This is a genomic window from Brevibacillus sp. JB24b, assembly GCF_051713385.1.
In the GTDB taxonomy this organism is placed as follows: domain Bacteria; phylum Bacillota; class Bacilli; order Brevibacillales; family Brevibacillaceae; genus Brevibacillus_B; species Brevibacillus_B laterosporus.
This window is the reverse complement of record NZ_JBNVQV010000001.1, coordinates 1096191-1112147: the sequence shown is the minus strand read 5'-3', so window position 1 is coordinate 1112147 and position 15957 is coordinate 1096191. Positions and strand designations below refer to the sequence as shown.

14 protein-coding genes and 1 tRNA gene are annotated in these 15957 nt (G+C 37.1%); 4 read left to right on the top strand and 11 right to left on the bottom strand.

The features are described from left to right. Positions 1 to 55: 55 nt before the first annotated feature. The 9 genes from ACQV1I_RS05585 to ACQV1I_RS05545 all read right to left on the bottom strand — a co-directional run bounded on the left by ACQV1I_RS05585 (position 56) and on the right by ACQV1I_RS05545 (position 8899). A complete protein-coding gene (locus ACQV1I_RS05585; RefSeq protein ID WP_116333054.1) occupies positions 56 to 1093 on the bottom strand; it encodes a sensor histidine kinase in 1038 nt (345 codons plus the stop codon). Continuing rightward, the gene (locus ACQV1I_RS05580) at positions 1083 to 1796 is read right to left on the bottom strand and encodes a response regulator transcription factor (RefSeq protein WP_116333053.1); all 714 of its coding nucleotides are present in this window, start codon (positions 1794 to 1796) and stop codon (positions 1083 to 1085) included. The genes ACQV1I_RS05585 and ACQV1I_RS05580 overlap by 11 nt, the downstream gene beginning before the upstream one ends. 159 nt (positions 1797 to 1955) lie before the next feature. Beyond that, positions 1956 to 2093: a hypothetical protein gene (locus ACQV1I_RS05575; protein ID WP_018673870.1), complete on the bottom strand. Its 138-nt coding sequence runs from the start codon at positions 2091 to 2093 to the stop codon at positions 1956 to 1958. A 14-nt stretch (positions 2094 to 2107) separates the two neighbouring features. Next, positions 2108 to 3391 (bottom strand): helix-turn-helix domain-containing protein, encoded by a 1284-nt coding sequence (locus tag ACQV1I_RS05570; RefSeq protein ID WP_116333052.1) that lies wholly within the window; start codon positions 3389 to 3391, stop codon positions 2108 to 2110. 243 nt (positions 3392 to 3634) lie between these two features. Then, a complete protein-coding gene (locus ACQV1I_RS05565; RefSeq protein WP_236645680.1) occupies positions 3635 to 3841 on the bottom strand; it encodes a hypothetical protein in 207 nt (68 codons plus the stop codon). 548 nt (positions 3842 to 4389) lie between these two features. After that, positions 4390 to 5559 carry a hypothetical protein gene (locus ACQV1I_RS05560; protein ID WP_116333051.1) on the bottom strand — a complete coding sequence of 390 codons (1170 nt, stop codon included), beginning with the start codon at positions 5557 to 5559 and terminating at the stop codon, positions 4390 to 4392. A 384-nt stretch (positions 5560 to 5943) separates the two neighbouring features. Then, positions 5944 to 6975 (bottom strand): acyltransferase family protein, encoded by a 1032-nt coding sequence (locus ACQV1I_RS05555; protein WP_116333050.1) that lies wholly within the window; start codon positions 6973 to 6975, stop codon positions 5944 to 5946. Between the two features lie 189 nt (positions 6976 to 7164). Continuing rightward, positions 7165 to 8394 (bottom strand): cation:proton antiporter, encoded by a 1230-nt coding sequence (locus ACQV1I_RS05550; protein WP_094700612.1) that lies wholly within the window; start codon positions 8392 to 8394, stop codon positions 7165 to 7167. Positions 8395 to 8401: 7 nt separating this feature from the next. Next, positions 8402 to 8899: a cation:proton antiporter regulatory subunit gene (locus ACQV1I_RS05545; RefSeq protein ID WP_018673864.1), complete on the bottom strand. Its 498-nt coding sequence runs from the start codon at positions 8897 to 8899 to the stop codon at positions 8402 to 8404. A 316-nt stretch (positions 8900 to 9215) separates the two neighbouring features. On the opposite strand from ACQV1I_RS05545, the gene ACQV1I_RS05540 reads away from it, so the two are divergent. Together ACQV1I_RS05540 and ACQV1I_RS05535 are read left to right on the top strand one after the other, a co-directional pair. Next, positions 9216 to 11234 carry a methyl-accepting chemotaxis protein gene (locus ACQV1I_RS05540; protein WP_236645679.1) on the top strand — a complete coding sequence of 673 codons (2019 nt, stop codon included), beginning with the start codon at positions 9216 to 9218 and terminating at the stop codon, positions 11232 to 11234. Positions 11235 to 11442: 208 nt separating this feature from the next. After that, positions 11443 to 11781, top strand: coding sequence for a TM2 domain-containing protein (locus ACQV1I_RS05535; protein WP_094700613.1), 339 nt, complete (start codon positions 11443 to 11445; stop codon positions 11779 to 11781). 145 nt (positions 11782 to 11926) lie between these two features. Here ACQV1I_RS05535 and ACQV1I_RS05530 read toward each other — a convergent pair whose 3' ends face one another. Continuing rightward, positions 11927 to 13276, bottom strand: a complete 1350-nt coding sequence (locus tag ACQV1I_RS05530; RefSeq protein WP_094700614.1) for a methyl-accepting chemotaxis protein — start codon at positions 13274 to 13276, stop codon at positions 11927 to 11929. Positions 13277 to 13556: 280 nt separating this feature from the next. On the opposite strand from ACQV1I_RS05530, the gene ACQV1I_RS05525 reads away from it, so the two are divergent. Next, positions 13557 to 13632 (top strand) — tRNA-Ala (locus ACQV1I_RS05525). A gap of 758 nt (positions 13633 to 14390) precedes the next feature. Beyond that, complete coding sequence (locus tag ACQV1I_RS05520) at positions 14391 to 15116, top strand: copper amine oxidase N-terminal domain-containing protein (RefSeq protein WP_116333049.1); 726 nt, start codon at positions 14391 to 14393, stop codon at positions 15114 to 15116. A gap of 175 nt (positions 15117 to 15291) precedes the next feature. Here ACQV1I_RS05520 and ACQV1I_RS05515 read toward each other — a convergent pair whose 3' ends face one another. After that, positions 15292 to 15843, bottom strand: coding sequence for a GNAT family N-acetyltransferase (locus tag ACQV1I_RS05515; protein ID WP_094701976.1), 552 nt, complete (start codon positions 15841 to 15843; stop codon positions 15292 to 15294). Positions 15844 to 15957 lie beyond the last annotated feature (114 nt).

Below are 15957 nucleotides of genomic sequence, written 5' to 3'. Positions count from 1 at the left end.
TTTCATAGTTACATGATAAGCAGACGAATTTAATTGCCTCTTAATTTGTTCTTAATTAATTCTTAAATTCCATTTCATGCCTTTGCCTGGGAATAGAAAAGCCAAAAATCGTTTTTATTTCTGGCTCGCTTTCCACCCATATTCTTCCTGAATGCTTTTCTACAAGGCTCTTAGCTATAGCAAGACCCAACCCGCTCCCTCCAAGTAAAGAGTTCCTTGCGCGATCTGTGCGATACATCCTATCAAATACATGAGGTACATCTTCTTTGGAAATCCCTGCACCCTTGTCCCATATACACAGTTGGCACTCTTTTTCGTTCTCAGTCAATTCAATGCCTAGCACTTTCCCCTTTTTCCCATACTGCACAGCATTTTTGATCATATTATTCATAATTCGTAACAGACTCAGGCGATCAGCCACGATTAGACATTTATCTTCAGGAATACAGACCTTCAGCTCCATCTGATATTTTTTTAGCTCAGGCAAAAATTCGATCAATGATTCCCTAGCCATCTCCGCAAAATCAAGCCATTCTAGCTTTAAGGGGATTTCATCCGCATCTAATTTTGCCATATGAAATATTTCATCAATTAATTGTTTCAAACCGCCCGATTTTTTCGAGATAATCTCTACATATTCCCGTCTCTCACCTTCTGAAGTAGCCACATCATCCTTTAGAGCATCAACATATCCAATCATAGATGTAAGAGGAGTACGAATATCATGGGAAATACTAGATAAAAGACTTCTTCTGGCTGTCTTTGACTTTATCGTCTGGACTTGAACTCTTTCTAGCTGGTCAATTAATTCATTAATAGAAAAAATCACTTCATTAAATAAGTGATCGTTTTTAGCCAATAATCTTGTATGAAAGTTTCCATGAATGGCACGTCTTAGCTCTACAACCATACTCTTTACTTTCCTCACGAATTTGAGCCTTATTACAAAAAGAGTTCCGGTTATAACAAATAAAACAGTAAATAACCCGCCTCTCATGAAACCTTTGGGTTGCCCATTTCCATCCATAAATAGTAAGCATACCAAGATTATGAACTGAAGGAGAAGCAGGAAGCTTATTTTGTCATACCTCATTTTTTTCACCTACAAACTTATATCCAATTCCCCATACTGTCTGAATATACTTTGGTTCGGATGGATTAGCTTCGATTTTCATTCTGAGCTTTCTGATATGTACCATCACTGTATTATCGTCTTCTAAGTATTCACTATTCCAAACATTACGAAAGAGTTGTGTCTTCGTAAAAACCTGCTCGGGATGGGAAGCAAAAAATTTCAGTAGTTCAAATTCTTTCGCTGTTAAGCTTATCTCTTCTCCAGCTAGATGTACGGTATATTTTTTAAGATCAATCGTAATACCTCTAAATGTTATCAGTGTGTTCTCATGAGAACTACTATCGCTACCTAGTATTAGAAATCTCCTCATCATTGCCTTAACTCTAGCGACTACTTCATTAATACTAAAGGGCTTGGTAATATAATCATCTGCTCCAATGCCAAGACCCAGAATTTTATCTATCTCATGATCCTTAGCAGTGAGCATTAGGATTGGAATGTTCGTTTTATTTCTAAGCCTTCTACATACCTCTATACCATCAACCTTGGGCATCATGACATCTAAGACCATGAGGCTATATTTATTTTTTTCAAACATCTGAAGAGCTTCTTCTCCATTTACTGCCACATCTACCTGATACAGCTCTCTTTCAAGATATTTTCGTAGCAAATCTCTAATTTCTTTTTCATCATCGACAATAAGTACTCGAATATCTTCCATATTTTCACCCGTTTCTTATCTCTTCTAACGCATTATACCATCTTCAAAGGCATAGACCTTCGCTTTTGGGTGGGAAAGAAGCTACTACGTGATTACTCTAGTTTTTCGCCACTAAAAAAGAGCGCATCAATGTGCGCTCTTACCGAAAACATTATGAAATTAATGACCAGGATCAACTACAGTAGGATAAGCTTTTAAAGCAGTTATGTTTGAACTTGTTGTTTTGTTTAGAGGAACTACATTCATCGCTACTAATAAAGATAAGGATAATACCGTTGCGGCAACAGCTTTTTTCACTCCATTTTCCCCCTCTAGTTACATTTTTTTCTCACAGCACCATTATACACTTCATTTAATCTTTTGACATATTCAATATCTACTGACATTAAATTTTTTGAAAAATATTCAAAGATATGTTTCATACACTCTGTTAACTCTTGGTAGGCATTTACTTTTTTAAAAGTACCTAAACTCAACAGATAGCTCTCTTTTCCTTGTTCAAGAGAACCGGTTTCCATCATGAAATTCCCTTTGAATTGGTAGAATGTTCCGATAGAAATATGCTGATAGGGTGTTTGAGGATTACTAATCATACATTCCTCTTCTAAGGTCAGCAGTTCTGCAATTGAGTTCATGTCTCTTGTTTGAAAAAATACATCAAATAGTTCATTCGCCACGTGTATTTTCAGATCCTTACTTACCTCATCTAGACACTCTTGTAACATTGGAATAGCTACATCAAACTGCTTCGTTTTCGCTTTTACAATAGCACGAGTAATTTTGGTAGCATCCGGTACAAAATGATACGGATACTGTTCGAAAACATCTAAATGATACTCTACTTCATCATAATTTTCTAAAAATAACAGGGAGTTGATCATAGCTAAGTGAGCTCTAGCCTTTAACTCGGTTCCTGGAGTTTCTTCTCTCAGGCCCATCTTACATAACTCGATGCACTCAGCAAATTTCTTCGTGTTATGGGCATGCAATGTCATTCTAAAATAAAGAGTAATTTTTTCTTCATCAGATAAAAAATCAACATAATATAATGATTCTTCTCCTACTTTAAACGATTCTTCCAAACGTTTCAAATCTTCTCTATCAATTAAGTATTTTTGATATAACCCTTTAGCAATATACATCGGTACTCCATGAACTCTGGCGTATGTAATAATGATATTATATAGGGTTAACCGAATCGCTGTATTAGTGTTCTGATTCGCAAGTTTATACAAATGTTCTAATAATGTATATGTATCCTCCTGAGGAGACTCAAGGAGCTTGTTCGCCACTTTTGTGATTAAGGAAAGGTTGGAAATTTCAATGGATTCTGATAAAAATACATCCAAAATACCAACTCGTTGTTCCATTTCAATACAACATTCAATGATCTCTTCGCAAGGGATTTCTAAAACATCTGCGATTGGTTTTAAAGTTCGTAACTCTGGACGCTTAGTCTCACCACTTTCTACTTTGGAAATAACCCCCTTACTAACCCCAGTCACTCTGGATACCTCTGATAAACTGATGCCTAACTCTGTTCTTTTTGCTCTTATCAGTTCCCCGATTGTTTGGGTAGTTTTACTGTCGACCATATGAATCCCCTTCCTATATTTATAGAACGTAGCATTTTTTATTAATTTTAACCCTTCTGTATATTTCTGTAAATAACAATAAAAAATAATGGATTGATTTATAGTATTTTATAGCATTTGGAGGGTTAAAAATAATAAAGACTGCCGATGTCCTCGACAGCCCTTTATTTTGGTAACACATTCCCACACTCGATTACATAATACGTAAGGTTACATTCGTGTTTCCTCTATGCAAGCTATTTCTCACGTATACTCAAAACAAACCACTGCTTTTTTCAAATCTCGATCATAAAACAAATACAAGCTATCTGCTCCATAGGATTGGAAAAAATAACCTGTAAGAGAACCAACATAAGGAAAAGTACGGCAATCTGGTCTTGTAGGAATGTTGATGAGATTAGTATTTTCAAAGCTTTCCATCTCTTCCATACTCACGTCATACTCTTTCATAAATTTTTGCGTTTCTTCAGATTTAAACGCTATATCATCCAAAAACCCATTGATAGCTGGATATTCCAGTCCCCAGCCCTTTTCCTGTTTATCCTGAATATCTTGAACTAATTCCTCTACATTCCGTAGCCTCCTTTAATAAAGTTTGATCCTATAATCCGATATGTACATAAACACTAAACATTTCATTTATTATAAATTCACTAGAAACCAACTAGCAATATTACTATCTAACTAAATTGTTTACAAAAAAGAGGCTTGCTCTTCCCGCAAAAAAATATCCTAAACCTGTCACAAAATCGTTCCTGGCCCTATCCTTATTCGCAATAGTTGGACGACACTTGACAAACAACTACATTTCCTTAGCGTTCCTAAAAAAGTCCTATCAAATGAATGTATTTCGCCGTTTTGAAGAGGAACATAAATATAGCGGTTCTATTCCAATCATACAGTAGTGACAAAAATGACAGAACAAAAGCCAGATGACTCCGTATAAGGGAGCCTCTGGCTTTCGATTCATTTTTGTATAAGCTATTTCCTTTTTCTTTCTACTGCTGCTTCAACTCTGGTAACTGCTTATACAAGTGATATAAAATTTCTGTTCTCGCCTTAACTAGTTCAGAATAAGCATACAGCGATTTCATTTTCGCGAACTTCTGCTGACTTTCTGATGTCGTTTCATTTTGACTAAAATCATGTAGCGTAAACATGGTAAATGTCTCTGCCCAGTCCTCTACTACGTTGGTTATGGCATATTCGGATACAAATTCTTGGTGGTAGGTATCGTAGAAAACCCGTTTAGCCGCTTCATCGGTCTCTACATTCTTCTGTTCCCATTCTTTTTCATACGTCGACCAGAATTGTTGATAAAATTTATGTAGATAGGAATCCTTTTTCGTACAGCCTTCGTTTACATGCAGGCTTTCACACTTCACTTTATTGGCTTCTTGATTCGCCTTTGCTTTCGTATTACTATGCTCGATGTAGCTATGTTCACTGCTTATCTGATCTTCGCCTAGTGAGATTAAATGAGCAGTCTCATGTATCAGTGCTTTTACTAGCTTTGGATTGTCTCTATGTACATCTAGCACATCCATCTCTAGATTCCAGTTTTTAGATTCACCCTCTGATTGAACCATATTAGCAAGGATATGTTGTCTCCCATCGGTCATAACCGTGAAATCTGTAAGCTGTTTGCGTTGGGCCTTAGGAATTAACGCCTTATAGTAGTTCCACATCTTTTGATGTAACATGGCATCGTTTTGTAATTTTTCAATCTCATCGCTATTCATGCCAGTGTTTGCATAAAACTTTTTCCGTTTTTTGGTATCTAATTTTTGTAAATGTGGATCTATTAACTCATCTTTTTCATCAATTTTGTATTTTATCAGCACGTTTGATTCAAGATCGTTTGGTTTCTTAGCGTCAATAGATAATCCTTTCGCTCTGGCTCCCGACTCTGTGTTACCATCCTTCACATACTCTTCCATCGAAAAAAGCTCAGGAATTTTTGCACTGATTTCCTGAACCAATCTATTACCTAGCTCTATACAACCTTGCTCATCGGTACAAATATTTTGTACGTCTGTTTTATTCAACGTTTCTAGCTGTTTGGGTTCAGAATGGGCTTGTTGGGCTTGGTGTTCAACAGACTGACAGCCCAGTAACAATAGGAGCAAGAACGCGGACAGACAAGCTGCCACCTCTTTTTTATTCATGAAAACCTCCATGTTTTTGTCTATGTTTTTGTCTTAGATGATGCCCCGTCTATCACAAGCTGAATGTATTCAGATACGATCCACTAGTAAAGGGGGGAAACAAAAATCACTTATCTATTATAAACGTTACTAATGAAACAAAAAAGAGACTATGAGTTTTTGATTGACATAATCGTATAGCAAGTATAAAGTCTGAATATGCATAATAAAATAACAATTAGATATAACATACCTTGAAGCCTATTTAAATGAACTAACTACGAAGGGAAACTATTTACAAAGAAAGTCTGGAATCAAGGAAAAGCTGTTCAGAACCAAACAACAACTAATGTATTATCAAAAAAAAATGGTTGATGCAGTATGAATACATGCATCAACCATTTTTTACATTTGGCCTTCTATTTGCTTAATCCTCCTCCGTTTATATGCCTCCATCAGATTCATCATTTTAGACAAAATCATAGAAATTCCAAAAGTAATGCAATAAATAATGACTAAATAAATTAGCGTATACCACGTACTTTCAAAAATCCAAGCAATATCACCTAGATAACCAATCAATGTCTTATTTACTAAAATAGTAACAGCTGAATGTGTAAGGTATATGAAAAAGGTCAAGCCTTTACGAAAGGTCACAGGAATATATTCTGCCCAATCGAACAGAAAAAGTAAGCCTGTTAGCAACGTAACAAGCGTCGCTAATACAAACCGCATATGAACCGCTACGTAGGTTGTTTCAGATAATACAAACAGTACTGCACTAAATAAGGAAATTCCAACAAAGCCTACAACAACAGGCTGATTATTCTTCAATAACAGAATGATTTTTTCACGATACCAATAAATGATATGTCCCAAGTAAAATGTGAAAATCCAGGTAGGCAACACATGCCGTGTGCTCAACCCAAGCCAAGGCTGGTGTAAGTAATTAATATACACGTATTGGAATATCATAAACACCCAGATCAACACAAGAATATTCTTTTTGTTAATAATATTCCTAAAAATGTAAGCGAATACATAATATTGGCAAAGCATGAAAATAAAATAGAGCTGCCCACCCGTTTTACCAAGTATGATGTTAAGAAAATCAATTCTGTGCGAAGGAAGCTGTTCCGTTAATAAATAGTGGTACAAAACACCAAATAATAGGAACGGTATAACGATATAAGTAATCTTTCCCGAGAAAAAGCTCCAACCACTCCCTTTTAATCGTTCCAGGGATCTGGCAGTAAAAAATCCCGTAATAATTGCTAAAAAAACAGTTCCATAACGGCTGATTTGATTTAAAGCGATAATCCAAAATGGATCTGTATAGTTGAGCACTAATGCGGTGTAATGTCCAGCAAACACTAGAAATGATGAGAGCAATTGTAGAATAAACAACGATTTTACTATTCTCGAATCCATGTACATATTAGTCTCCGATTTCTGTTTTTGTCTTCGTTTTTGTCTTCGTTTTTGTCTTCGTTTTTATCATTTTATCAAACAAACGTGGAATTCCTGTGGAAAATGAATAAAAAAATGACTTAGTCCAATATTTACTGAACTAAGTCCCAATTTTATCCTTCTATATATTATAAGCCTAAGCCTATATTCTCTTCGTTATGACTTCTCTATCTTCTTCTCTGCCCTTTTTTCTGTTTTTTGACTCCAGCCAAAAATTTTGTTCATAAACTGATAAACGAGCTTAGATTCTTTGGTGAGCAAAGGTCCGAGAATCGCAAGAATCAACACGTATAAGGCAGAAAATGGTTTTAATATAGGCATAAGCCCACCTGCAATACCAAGATTCGCTACAATAATGGTAAACTCACCGCGAGCCATTATCGTTAGCCCGATGTTACTAGACGCTTTATGAGACAATCCTGAGCGTCTGCCTGCAATCATACCGGCAACGTAATTACTCACTATGGTTAAAATAACAACACCTAACGCAAGCCAAATGGCACCGCCTAGTGTTAATGGATCAATACTGAGCCCAAAACTAAAGAAAAATATGGCTCCAAAAAAATCTCGGAATGGAATAACGAGCTTTTCAATTCGTTTACTGTGCTCTGTCTCTGATAATGCTAAGCCAAATAGTAAGGCACCGATTGCCTCTGCTACGTGAATGGTTTCAGAAAAACCAGCAACAAAGAACAAAGCTGCAAACACTACAATAATAAAAATTTCATCTGAAGCAATATTTAGTAGTTTATTTAAGATAGGGGTTCCTTTACGCGCAATCACAAAAAACAGTAACATATATCCGATTGAAATGAGAACAGATAGAATGCTTCCTCCAATCGATGTTGCTCCACCTAACAACAATCCTGACATAATAGAAAGGAATACTGCGAGGAAAATATCGTCAAAGAGAATAATTCCCAGGATAAGTTCTGTTTCTGAGTTTCCCGTCCGCCTCAAATCTACTAAGATTTTGGCTACAATCGCACTGGAGGATACCGACACAAAACCAGCAATAATCAAAGTTTCTAGCAATGGGAATCCCGTCATGTAACCGTAGATAAGTCCCAATACAAAGTTAAGAGCTACATATATGGTCCCACTAACGGCGATAGATTTCCCTGATTTGATGAGCTTACCGACTGAGAATTCTAGCCCAAGATAGAACAGTAAAAACAAAACGCCAATCCTACCCATAAAATCAATGATTTTCTGGGATTCAATAAATGTAAAATCAAAAATCCCAATCGTAGGAGCATGTGGACCTACTATCATTCCCAAGACAATTAAAAACGGAATAATCGAGAATTTTAATTTTCCCGCAATCAATGCTGCAATCGCCACCAACAAAAGCGCAGTTCCAACCTCAAATACCAAATGATCCATCTATATTTTAGTCCCCCTCGTTAGATAATAATTCACGAATCGCCGCCTTTAAATGTGTTCTTTCCCCACTTAGAACTAACGTATCCCCAGCTTCTATGATCGCTTCTGGTCCCGGATTCAGAACATTTTTCAAATTCTTCTTCATGATCGCAATCACAGTTACACTGTACTTATTGCGAATATCCACCTCTAGGATCGACCGATTAACTGCCAAAGCATTTGGTGATACCTTAAACCATTCAATTACTAAATCATGAAAAGCCATTTCAACTGTCTCAAGCGCTTTCGGCTTATAGACAACTCCACCTAGAATTTCAGCCACTTTTCTAGCTTCGGCATCGTTAAAAAGCACACTAGAGATGCTTTCGTCGTGATCTTCTGCATCGAATTGATAAATCTCTCTTCGACCATCATCGTGAATAACGATAACCACCTTCTCATTATTTCTTGTAATCATTTCGAATTTTCGACCGATCCCAGGTAGTTCAATTTCTCGAATATCCATTGTTGTAATGCCCTCCTCACTACATAAAAGTGAATTAGAATATGTAATCAGTGTACCCTTTTTCTTGCTAAACATTACTATTGGTCACTTCTTGGACTGATCACTTTTTTTGTATACGAATCAAGCACGAAAAAGTTTCATAATTCCTATAGGTTTACTTATTTATAAAATAAAAGCACTTACATAGCTTTCGTATATTTTTATTTCTGCTGTTTTTACACATCCGTAACAAATTGTCCATAAATTTTTTAATGTTAAAGTACGAAAAATGTAAAGACATGCTTGTTTTAACAAGTGTAAAAATGGAGGGATTATTTTGAAATTGAAAGGAATCTTTCAGTTTAAATCAATTAAAGGGCAGCTATTATTTATTATTTGTGGCTTGCTGATCATAACCTGCTTAGGACTTACAAGCCTTGCTTTCTTTGAAGCACAAAAGCAAATGGTCACAAGTGCAGAGGAAATGCTTTTGCCTCTTGCCCAACAAGCAGCGGGAAATTATCAGGCTCAATTGACAGATGACATAACATTTGTAGAAAGTTTAGCAGCTAGAGAAGCAGTTAAAAAATATCAAACAGATTCAGAAACAATTAAAAAGAATCTTGATACCCTAGTAAAAGAGCATGGTGCAATAGATTGGGGTATTGCAGACGCTACAGGTAAGACCGTGATTGGTAGTAATGAAGGGAAAGATGTTAGTAAAAAGGTCTATTTCCAAAAAGCATTGACCGGAGCTTCAAATACATCAGACGTATTTATCGCCAGCCAAACGAAAGAACCTATTATCGTGTTTGCTGCACCTATCCGTACGGGAAATCAGATTATTGGTGTTGTATACGTCGTTCGATCTGCTGATGAATTGGTAAAGTTTTTGTCTACGCTTAGTTTCAGTGAAACAGGACAAGGCTTTGTTGTAGATAAAACCGGAACGATTGTCGTCACTGATGATATTCCAAAAATGAAAACACAAGAAAACTTGATTGTGATGTCTCAAACCGATGACAGCTTTAAACAGCTCGCTACCATTTTGTCCGATTTGATTACGGGAAATGCTGGTTCTGGCTCTTATCATTATCAAGGAATAAAAAAATATGTTGGGTACGCCCCGATCCCTCTTACAGGCGGTGGAATTGTGATCTATATCAATTCCGATGATCTACTTAGCGGCGTTGATAGCATGCGAAATTTTTTAATACTAATCTCTATTTTCTTCTTGTTAGCATCTATTGGTATTGCCTATTGGTATGCCCATACGTTAAGTCGTTCTATCCACTCCTTTAAAGACATTCTAGGAAGAATGGCACAAGGCGAGCTAAACACATCAATCGATGCCAAGCTACTCAAGCGTAAAGACGAGTTTGGTGAGCTGTCTCACATGCTACAAAATATGAAAAACTCCTTTAGTAATTTAATTGGTGTTGTACAAAAGCAATCGACGGAAATCGATCAATCTTCTCAAAGCCTAAGTAACATTTCCAATGAAATGAGCACCGCTACGGAAAGTGTATCTATCTCCATTCAAGATGTAGCAACGGGTGTTACTTCCCAAACAGAAGATTTGATTGAGATCGGTGAGACACTCAGCTCGTATGGTACACAATTAGATGAGATGGTCCGTTCAATTGAAGAAGTAGACTCTAACGGAAAAAATATTCATGCGTTAGCAAATGAAAGTAACCAAAACCTGAATCAACTCGTCACATCGGTCGATGAAGTAAATCAGGTATTCCAGGATTTCATCGGGAATATTGTCACAGCCAACGATAACCTAAAAGATGTTCATCATATCACTACTGTCATTAATCAAATTGCTGAACAAACAAACCTGTTAGCCCTAAATGCAGCTATTGAAGCAGCCAGAGCAGGAGAATCAGGCAGAGGCTTCGCTGTCGTAGCCGATGAAGTGCGTAAATTAGCAGAGCAATCCCGACAATCTTCCCAAATGATCGCAGACATGATTAGCGCTGTGTCCGCAGATTCAGATCAAATGTTGATGAATGCAACATCAATGAAAGAAGCTATCTCTGGGCAAAAATCAGAAATGGATATAGCCACTACCTCTTTCCGTAACATCATGGCAGAAATTGATGGCATTAATCCAAAATTGGAGCAGCTTAGCCTCTCTGCTCAGCACATGCAGCAACAAAAGGAAGATATTATAGCAAAAGTGGAATCCAGCTCCAGCATCTCGCAGGAAGTCGCTGCCTCTTCTGAGGAAATTGCAGCCACATCCGAGCAAGCCTCCGCTTCTGCTCAGGAAGTACACGCTACCGCTAGCACATTAGCCAACATGACTAAGCAGATGCAGGACGAGCTGAAGCGATTTAAAGTTTAGGTGTAAAGAAATACTACTCCTTATGTAAACATGTGGTTCATTTTGCGATTTTGAATATTTTTAGACATAAACAGCAAACAAGCAAATTTGATTATCCCCCCTCATACAATAGATGCATATGCCCGAAGAATTTGACAGCCACCAGCTGTCAATTCTTTTTCATGTTAAAAAGTTTTGGGTATGTGCTCATTTTGTTGGGAGGAATGTCATGGATAATTTGACTGCAAGACGAAGCTTAACCACCAATCAACAACTCATGGTAAATGTAGAATTTGACAAACGAAAAAAGTCAAAGGTAATTGCCTATCTTCTGTTGATTTTTTTAGGTACCATAGGAGGTCACCGATTTTATAGCGGTGACACGGGGATTGCTATTGGTATGATTGTCGTCGGGATCATCAGTTGGTTTCTCTTGTTTATTCCAATTGCTGTTTGGGCAATTATTGACGTATTTCTCATCGGAAAACGCATCGATAAGCTTAATGAACAGTTGGAAACAACTATTATTCAAAAGGTAAAAATGATCAACATAGTAACAACTACATAAGGTTGTGAAGGTAATGTATAGTAAATGAAAGTAAATAATCAGTATAGCTGATAAACGAAAAGCTCTCTGGACGTTTTATAGGTCTAGAGAGCTTTTTTGATGGGTCATCAACATGTTTGATAGTAGAAATATGAAATTTTTGCTGTTACATCATTTTTTCAATAAATTGTACGACTTCACTAGAAGCGCGTTCTAGTTCCGCTTGGTAAGCTTTAGCTCGATGCTTATCCCCATTCTGAAGGGCGACAGCAATTTCTTTTGCTAAGCGATGAACATTATGGTGTGCTTTCTCAAAATCAGGCTTTAATGCTACTGGTACACGATCTTGTTCTAGCTTATACCAATTCCCTAAACGACATGCCGTATGATCTATGACTTCAGAGGGATTTAATACCTCAAACCCATAAATGGCATTGTACACCTTCCACACCCACCAAAGATGATCTTGAATTACGACCCGTTTTAACAAATCCGGATGATCATGCCATTCATGTTGCTTGCCATACTCCTCAATGTTGTACAATCTATTCTTGTTTATCTCTTGCGAAAGCGCATTCACTTCTATTCCCATATTACGTAAGGATTCACTAGATTCTGAAATCTGTTCCACGATATTATGTATATGCTCATCAATTTCCCGAGTAGCTGCGGCTTGTTCCTCCGTAATTGATGCGATATTACTAGTCTGTGTCTCGATGCTACGCATTTCGTCAATCATATGCCGCAAAGAAACCTCCGCCTCCGTAGCCTGATGAGCTCCCACTGCAACCTGCTGTTGTGTTACTTGCACCTGTTCGCGCATTGTCAGAGATGTTTTCATTACTTCTTCCATATGAGTAGAAATATCCGCCAGAGCATGCTTGGTATCCTCCGCAAGCTTCCTCACCTCTTGAGCTACGACTGCAAACCCTCGCCCATGCTCGCCTGATCTTGCTGCCTCAATCGAAGCGTTCAGCGCTAGTAAATGAGTTTGGTTAGAGATACTCTGAATGGTATCGACAATTTTATGTGTTGAAGTAATCCCTTGTTGCAAGCTATCGAAGGTATTGTTCATTGAAGAAACGGAATTTTCTACTTCACGGAAAATAGCTAGGGATTCACTGATACTCTTTCCACTTTTGTATGCCTTACTTGTTGTCTCTTCGGTAAATTGAGCCATTTTACTTGTACTTTCGGCCACGTCCACTACGGAACAAGCTAATTCTTCTGATGACTTACTCACGTGTATGGCCCGTTTCGTCGTCTCTTGTAGATCATCCAACAGCTTGCCGCTTTGACTTAGCTTCATGTTCTGTTCGTAGAGATTAATGCTTGTGAGCAAGTGATGGTATGTATCATTGTTTATAAGTGAACCTGTATGGGATGCAGAACTTATTTTTGTAGATGCTATAGCTTGTGAAGCCTTGGAAGACAGGAGACTGTCCATCTGCTTTTTATCTACTCTTGATGATTCAAGTGTTGGTGATGGGTCTTTTTTATTCCAGATTTTAAACAAGGTAATTCCTCCTTAGACTTGGGGATGATCGTTATTCGATCGTAACTCGTTTATTTTTTACTTTGGATTGGAAGTCGGAATTTTATGGTCGATTATAACAATTAAGTTAGTAAGAGGTATATTTCCGTTCCTTTCCAGTTGTCATCAATGTTATCGGAATATTTCGGTCTTATATTTATAATATGTACATGTTTGGATGATAAATGGCAAAATTTTAAGTTTCTGAGTTGCATAGAGGGGACACGCTATGCTATACTTTTTCCATAACTTCACAAAATATGGGCCCTTAGCTCAGCTGGGAGAGCGCTTGACTGGCAGTCAAGAGGTCGTCGGTTCGATCCCGATAGGGTCCACCATTTTTGATTTCTGCGTCAAACAATGTAGTACACCTATAGAAGCGATAGTAAACCGTCTTTGATCCGTTAACTTTACGGAAATGAGACGGTTTTTATTTTAGGTAAACAACCTGGACGACGTATTAAAAACAATCTAACCCACGCGAAGAACTCAGTTATTTCTAATGGAGCTATGTATACATGATCCACATATCGTGGGCAGCATTGAAACAAATGATAACTATTTGGATGAGATTCTAGATTTCTTCAAGCCATTCTCGTTCTAACTACTAGCCAAAATAGAAGATTCCCATTTGCCCATCACCGTGTACGCAGATTCCATTACTAGTAAAGTGAGATCGGATACAGGGTAGGAATATAAAAAGGAACTTGTAAATGAACTAAAAATCACTGGGCTTGCTAGACTTATCTAGCAGCCCATTTTTTTATCTCCTTAGCTGAGTTGGCTTTCTATAATCAATTAAAATACTGTTTTTCACAAACAAAAAGGGTAGCCCAAATTCACATACCAATCAATGATCGCTTCGATCTCGAAATAGTTAATTGGCATACATTTCCTAAAAAACATTTCTTTTTGACATCTACATGACTTCTTTCTTTTGTAAAATGACAGAGGTTAGCCAAGGAGTTGAAATTCTAAATTGTGAGAACCGGAAAGAATTTCAGCATTTTTCTGTTCTTAAAACAGACAGACTTCTTGCTTTGGTAAAAAGACAAAAATTCAGCATTAGAAAGAACGATAACTTGGAGGGATCCTGATGTTTAAAAAGAAGGCAATTCTAGTATTATCCTCTGCCCTATTAATTGGAGCACTACCTGCGACAACTGATGCAGCGGTTATGAAAAAAAATGTGCAAGCTACGTACAATAATGTGAAGGTAAAACATAATGGCTATGAGATTTCAACACCTACCGAACCATTTATTGTGAATGGTACAACTTACATTCCAATTCGTATGATGGCAGATGTGTTCAACAAAAATGTTGATTGGGATCAAGCAACTTACACCGTATCTGTAACAGATCGTGATGACCCAACCTTCTCTTCATTGAAATCTCAAATAGCTACCAAAGACGCTAAAATTGCTGATTTGGAAAGAGAATTACGGGATGCTCAAGATGAATTGGATAAAAAAAGCAAAAAGAATAGCAATAGCGACGATTTAGACGATCTTGAATATGATATCCAGAAAAAATATGGAGACTGGGAAGATATTGACTGGGATATTACCTTATACGGTGATGAAGATGATATCGAGATCACGATTGAGTTCGATAGAGACGAGGACGGAGACCTTTACGATGATCTAGATGAGGATGACCTCAAGGATTTTGTAACAAAGATTTGTAAGATGGTCTGGAAAGATTCTACCTTTGAAGATGCAGACATTGAAGGTACCATTACTGATACCGATGAAGATGAAGATTTGTATGATTTCAAAGGAAAAGCATCTACTGGAAAGATTACGCTTACGGAAAACTAATAAAGCTAACATTTTATGGCGACCTATTGGGGTCGCCCTTTCTCATTTTAATTTCTTATCCCCACAAAAAATTCCCCTTTAAGTAACAGGAAGGTACTTCTCTTCCTGGTTACTTAAAAGGGATCATATTAATTATTTATGATACTTTTTATATGCTACTCTCAATAGAAATCCTTTATTTCTTTTCAAGATACTCTTTTTTCAGTAACGAAAATATGTGTAAATCAACATACTTTCCTTTGGATTTTTGGTGTTCTCGTAGCAGTCCCTCGTGAACAAAGGAGAGCTTATTTAGAACCATCTTTGAGTTGACATTCTCGGGTTCGACCTTTGCCTCAATTCGATTAAGCTCATGAGCATCAAATCCATAACGAACTAGCGCCTCCAAGCCTTCTCTAGCATAGCCCTTCTTCCAAAATGGTCTACCCAAATCAAAGCCAATCTCAGCTCGATTATCTTCTCGATCTATATAATTAAACCCGCAAGTTCCAATTACCTCGTTTGTTTCCTTCAATACAATAGAATATCGGCATGCTTTGTCTTCCTTCCCTAAATCAAGTAAGAGTTGTATCATTTCCTTAGCTTGATCAACACTAGTAAAAGAAGAGACATTCATATGCTTCGTTACTTCATCATCTGACCAATAGCTGTATAAAACCTCTGCATCTTCAAGGGTCATTTCTCTTAGTAATAATCTCTCTGTTACAATACTTGTTTCTGTTTTCATGGTCTTACCTCCAATGTTTTATACGGTTAGTAAGAAAAGACCATCAGCTACCTGGCATAATTCATTCCCTTCGTAATAAAAAATGTAAAGCTACAGAAATTATTACTTATTTAT

Coding starts and splice junctions, on each gene's coding strand:
- ACQV1I_RS05515 (WP_094701976.1), bottom strand. CDS start 15,843: ATGAAAACAGAAACAAGTATTGTAACAGAGAGATTATTACTAAGAGAA.
- ACQV1I_RS05580 (WP_116333053.1), bottom strand. CDS start 1,796: ATGGAAGATATTCGAGTACTTATTGTCGATGATGAAAAAGAAATTAGA.
- ACQV1I_RS05560 (WP_116333051.1), bottom strand. CDS start 5,559: ATGAATAAAAAAGAGGTGGCAGCTTGTCTGTCCGCGTTCTTGCTCCTA.
- ACQV1I_RS05535 (WP_094700613.1), top strand. CDS start 11,443: ATGGATAATTTGACTGCAAGACGAAGCTTAACCACCAATCAACAACTC.
- ACQV1I_RS05565 (WP_236645680.1), bottom strand. CDS start 3,841: ATGAAAGAGTATGACGTGAGTATGGAAGAGATGGAAAGCTTTGAAAAT.
- ACQV1I_RS05520 (WP_116333049.1), top strand. CDS start 14,391: ATGTTTAAAAAGAAGGCAATTCTAGTATTATCCTCTGCCCTATTAATT.
- ACQV1I_RS05585 (WP_116333054.1), bottom strand. CDS start 1,093: ATGAGGTATGACAAAATAAGCTTCCTGCTTCTCCTTCAGTTCATAATC.
- ACQV1I_RS05550 (WP_094700612.1), bottom strand. CDS start 8,394: ATGGATCATTTGGTATTTGAGGTTGGAACTGCGCTTTTGTTGGTGGCG.
- ACQV1I_RS05570 (WP_116333052.1), bottom strand. CDS start 3,391: ATGGTCGACAGTAAAACTACCCAAACAATCGGGGAACTGATAAGAGCA.
- ACQV1I_RS05555 (WP_116333050.1), bottom strand. CDS start 6,975: ATGTACATGGATTCGAGAATAGTAAAATCGTTGTTTATTCTACAATTG.
- ACQV1I_RS05545 (WP_018673864.1), bottom strand. CDS start 8,899: ATGGATATTCGAGAAATTGAACTACCTGGGATCGGTCGAAAATTCGAA.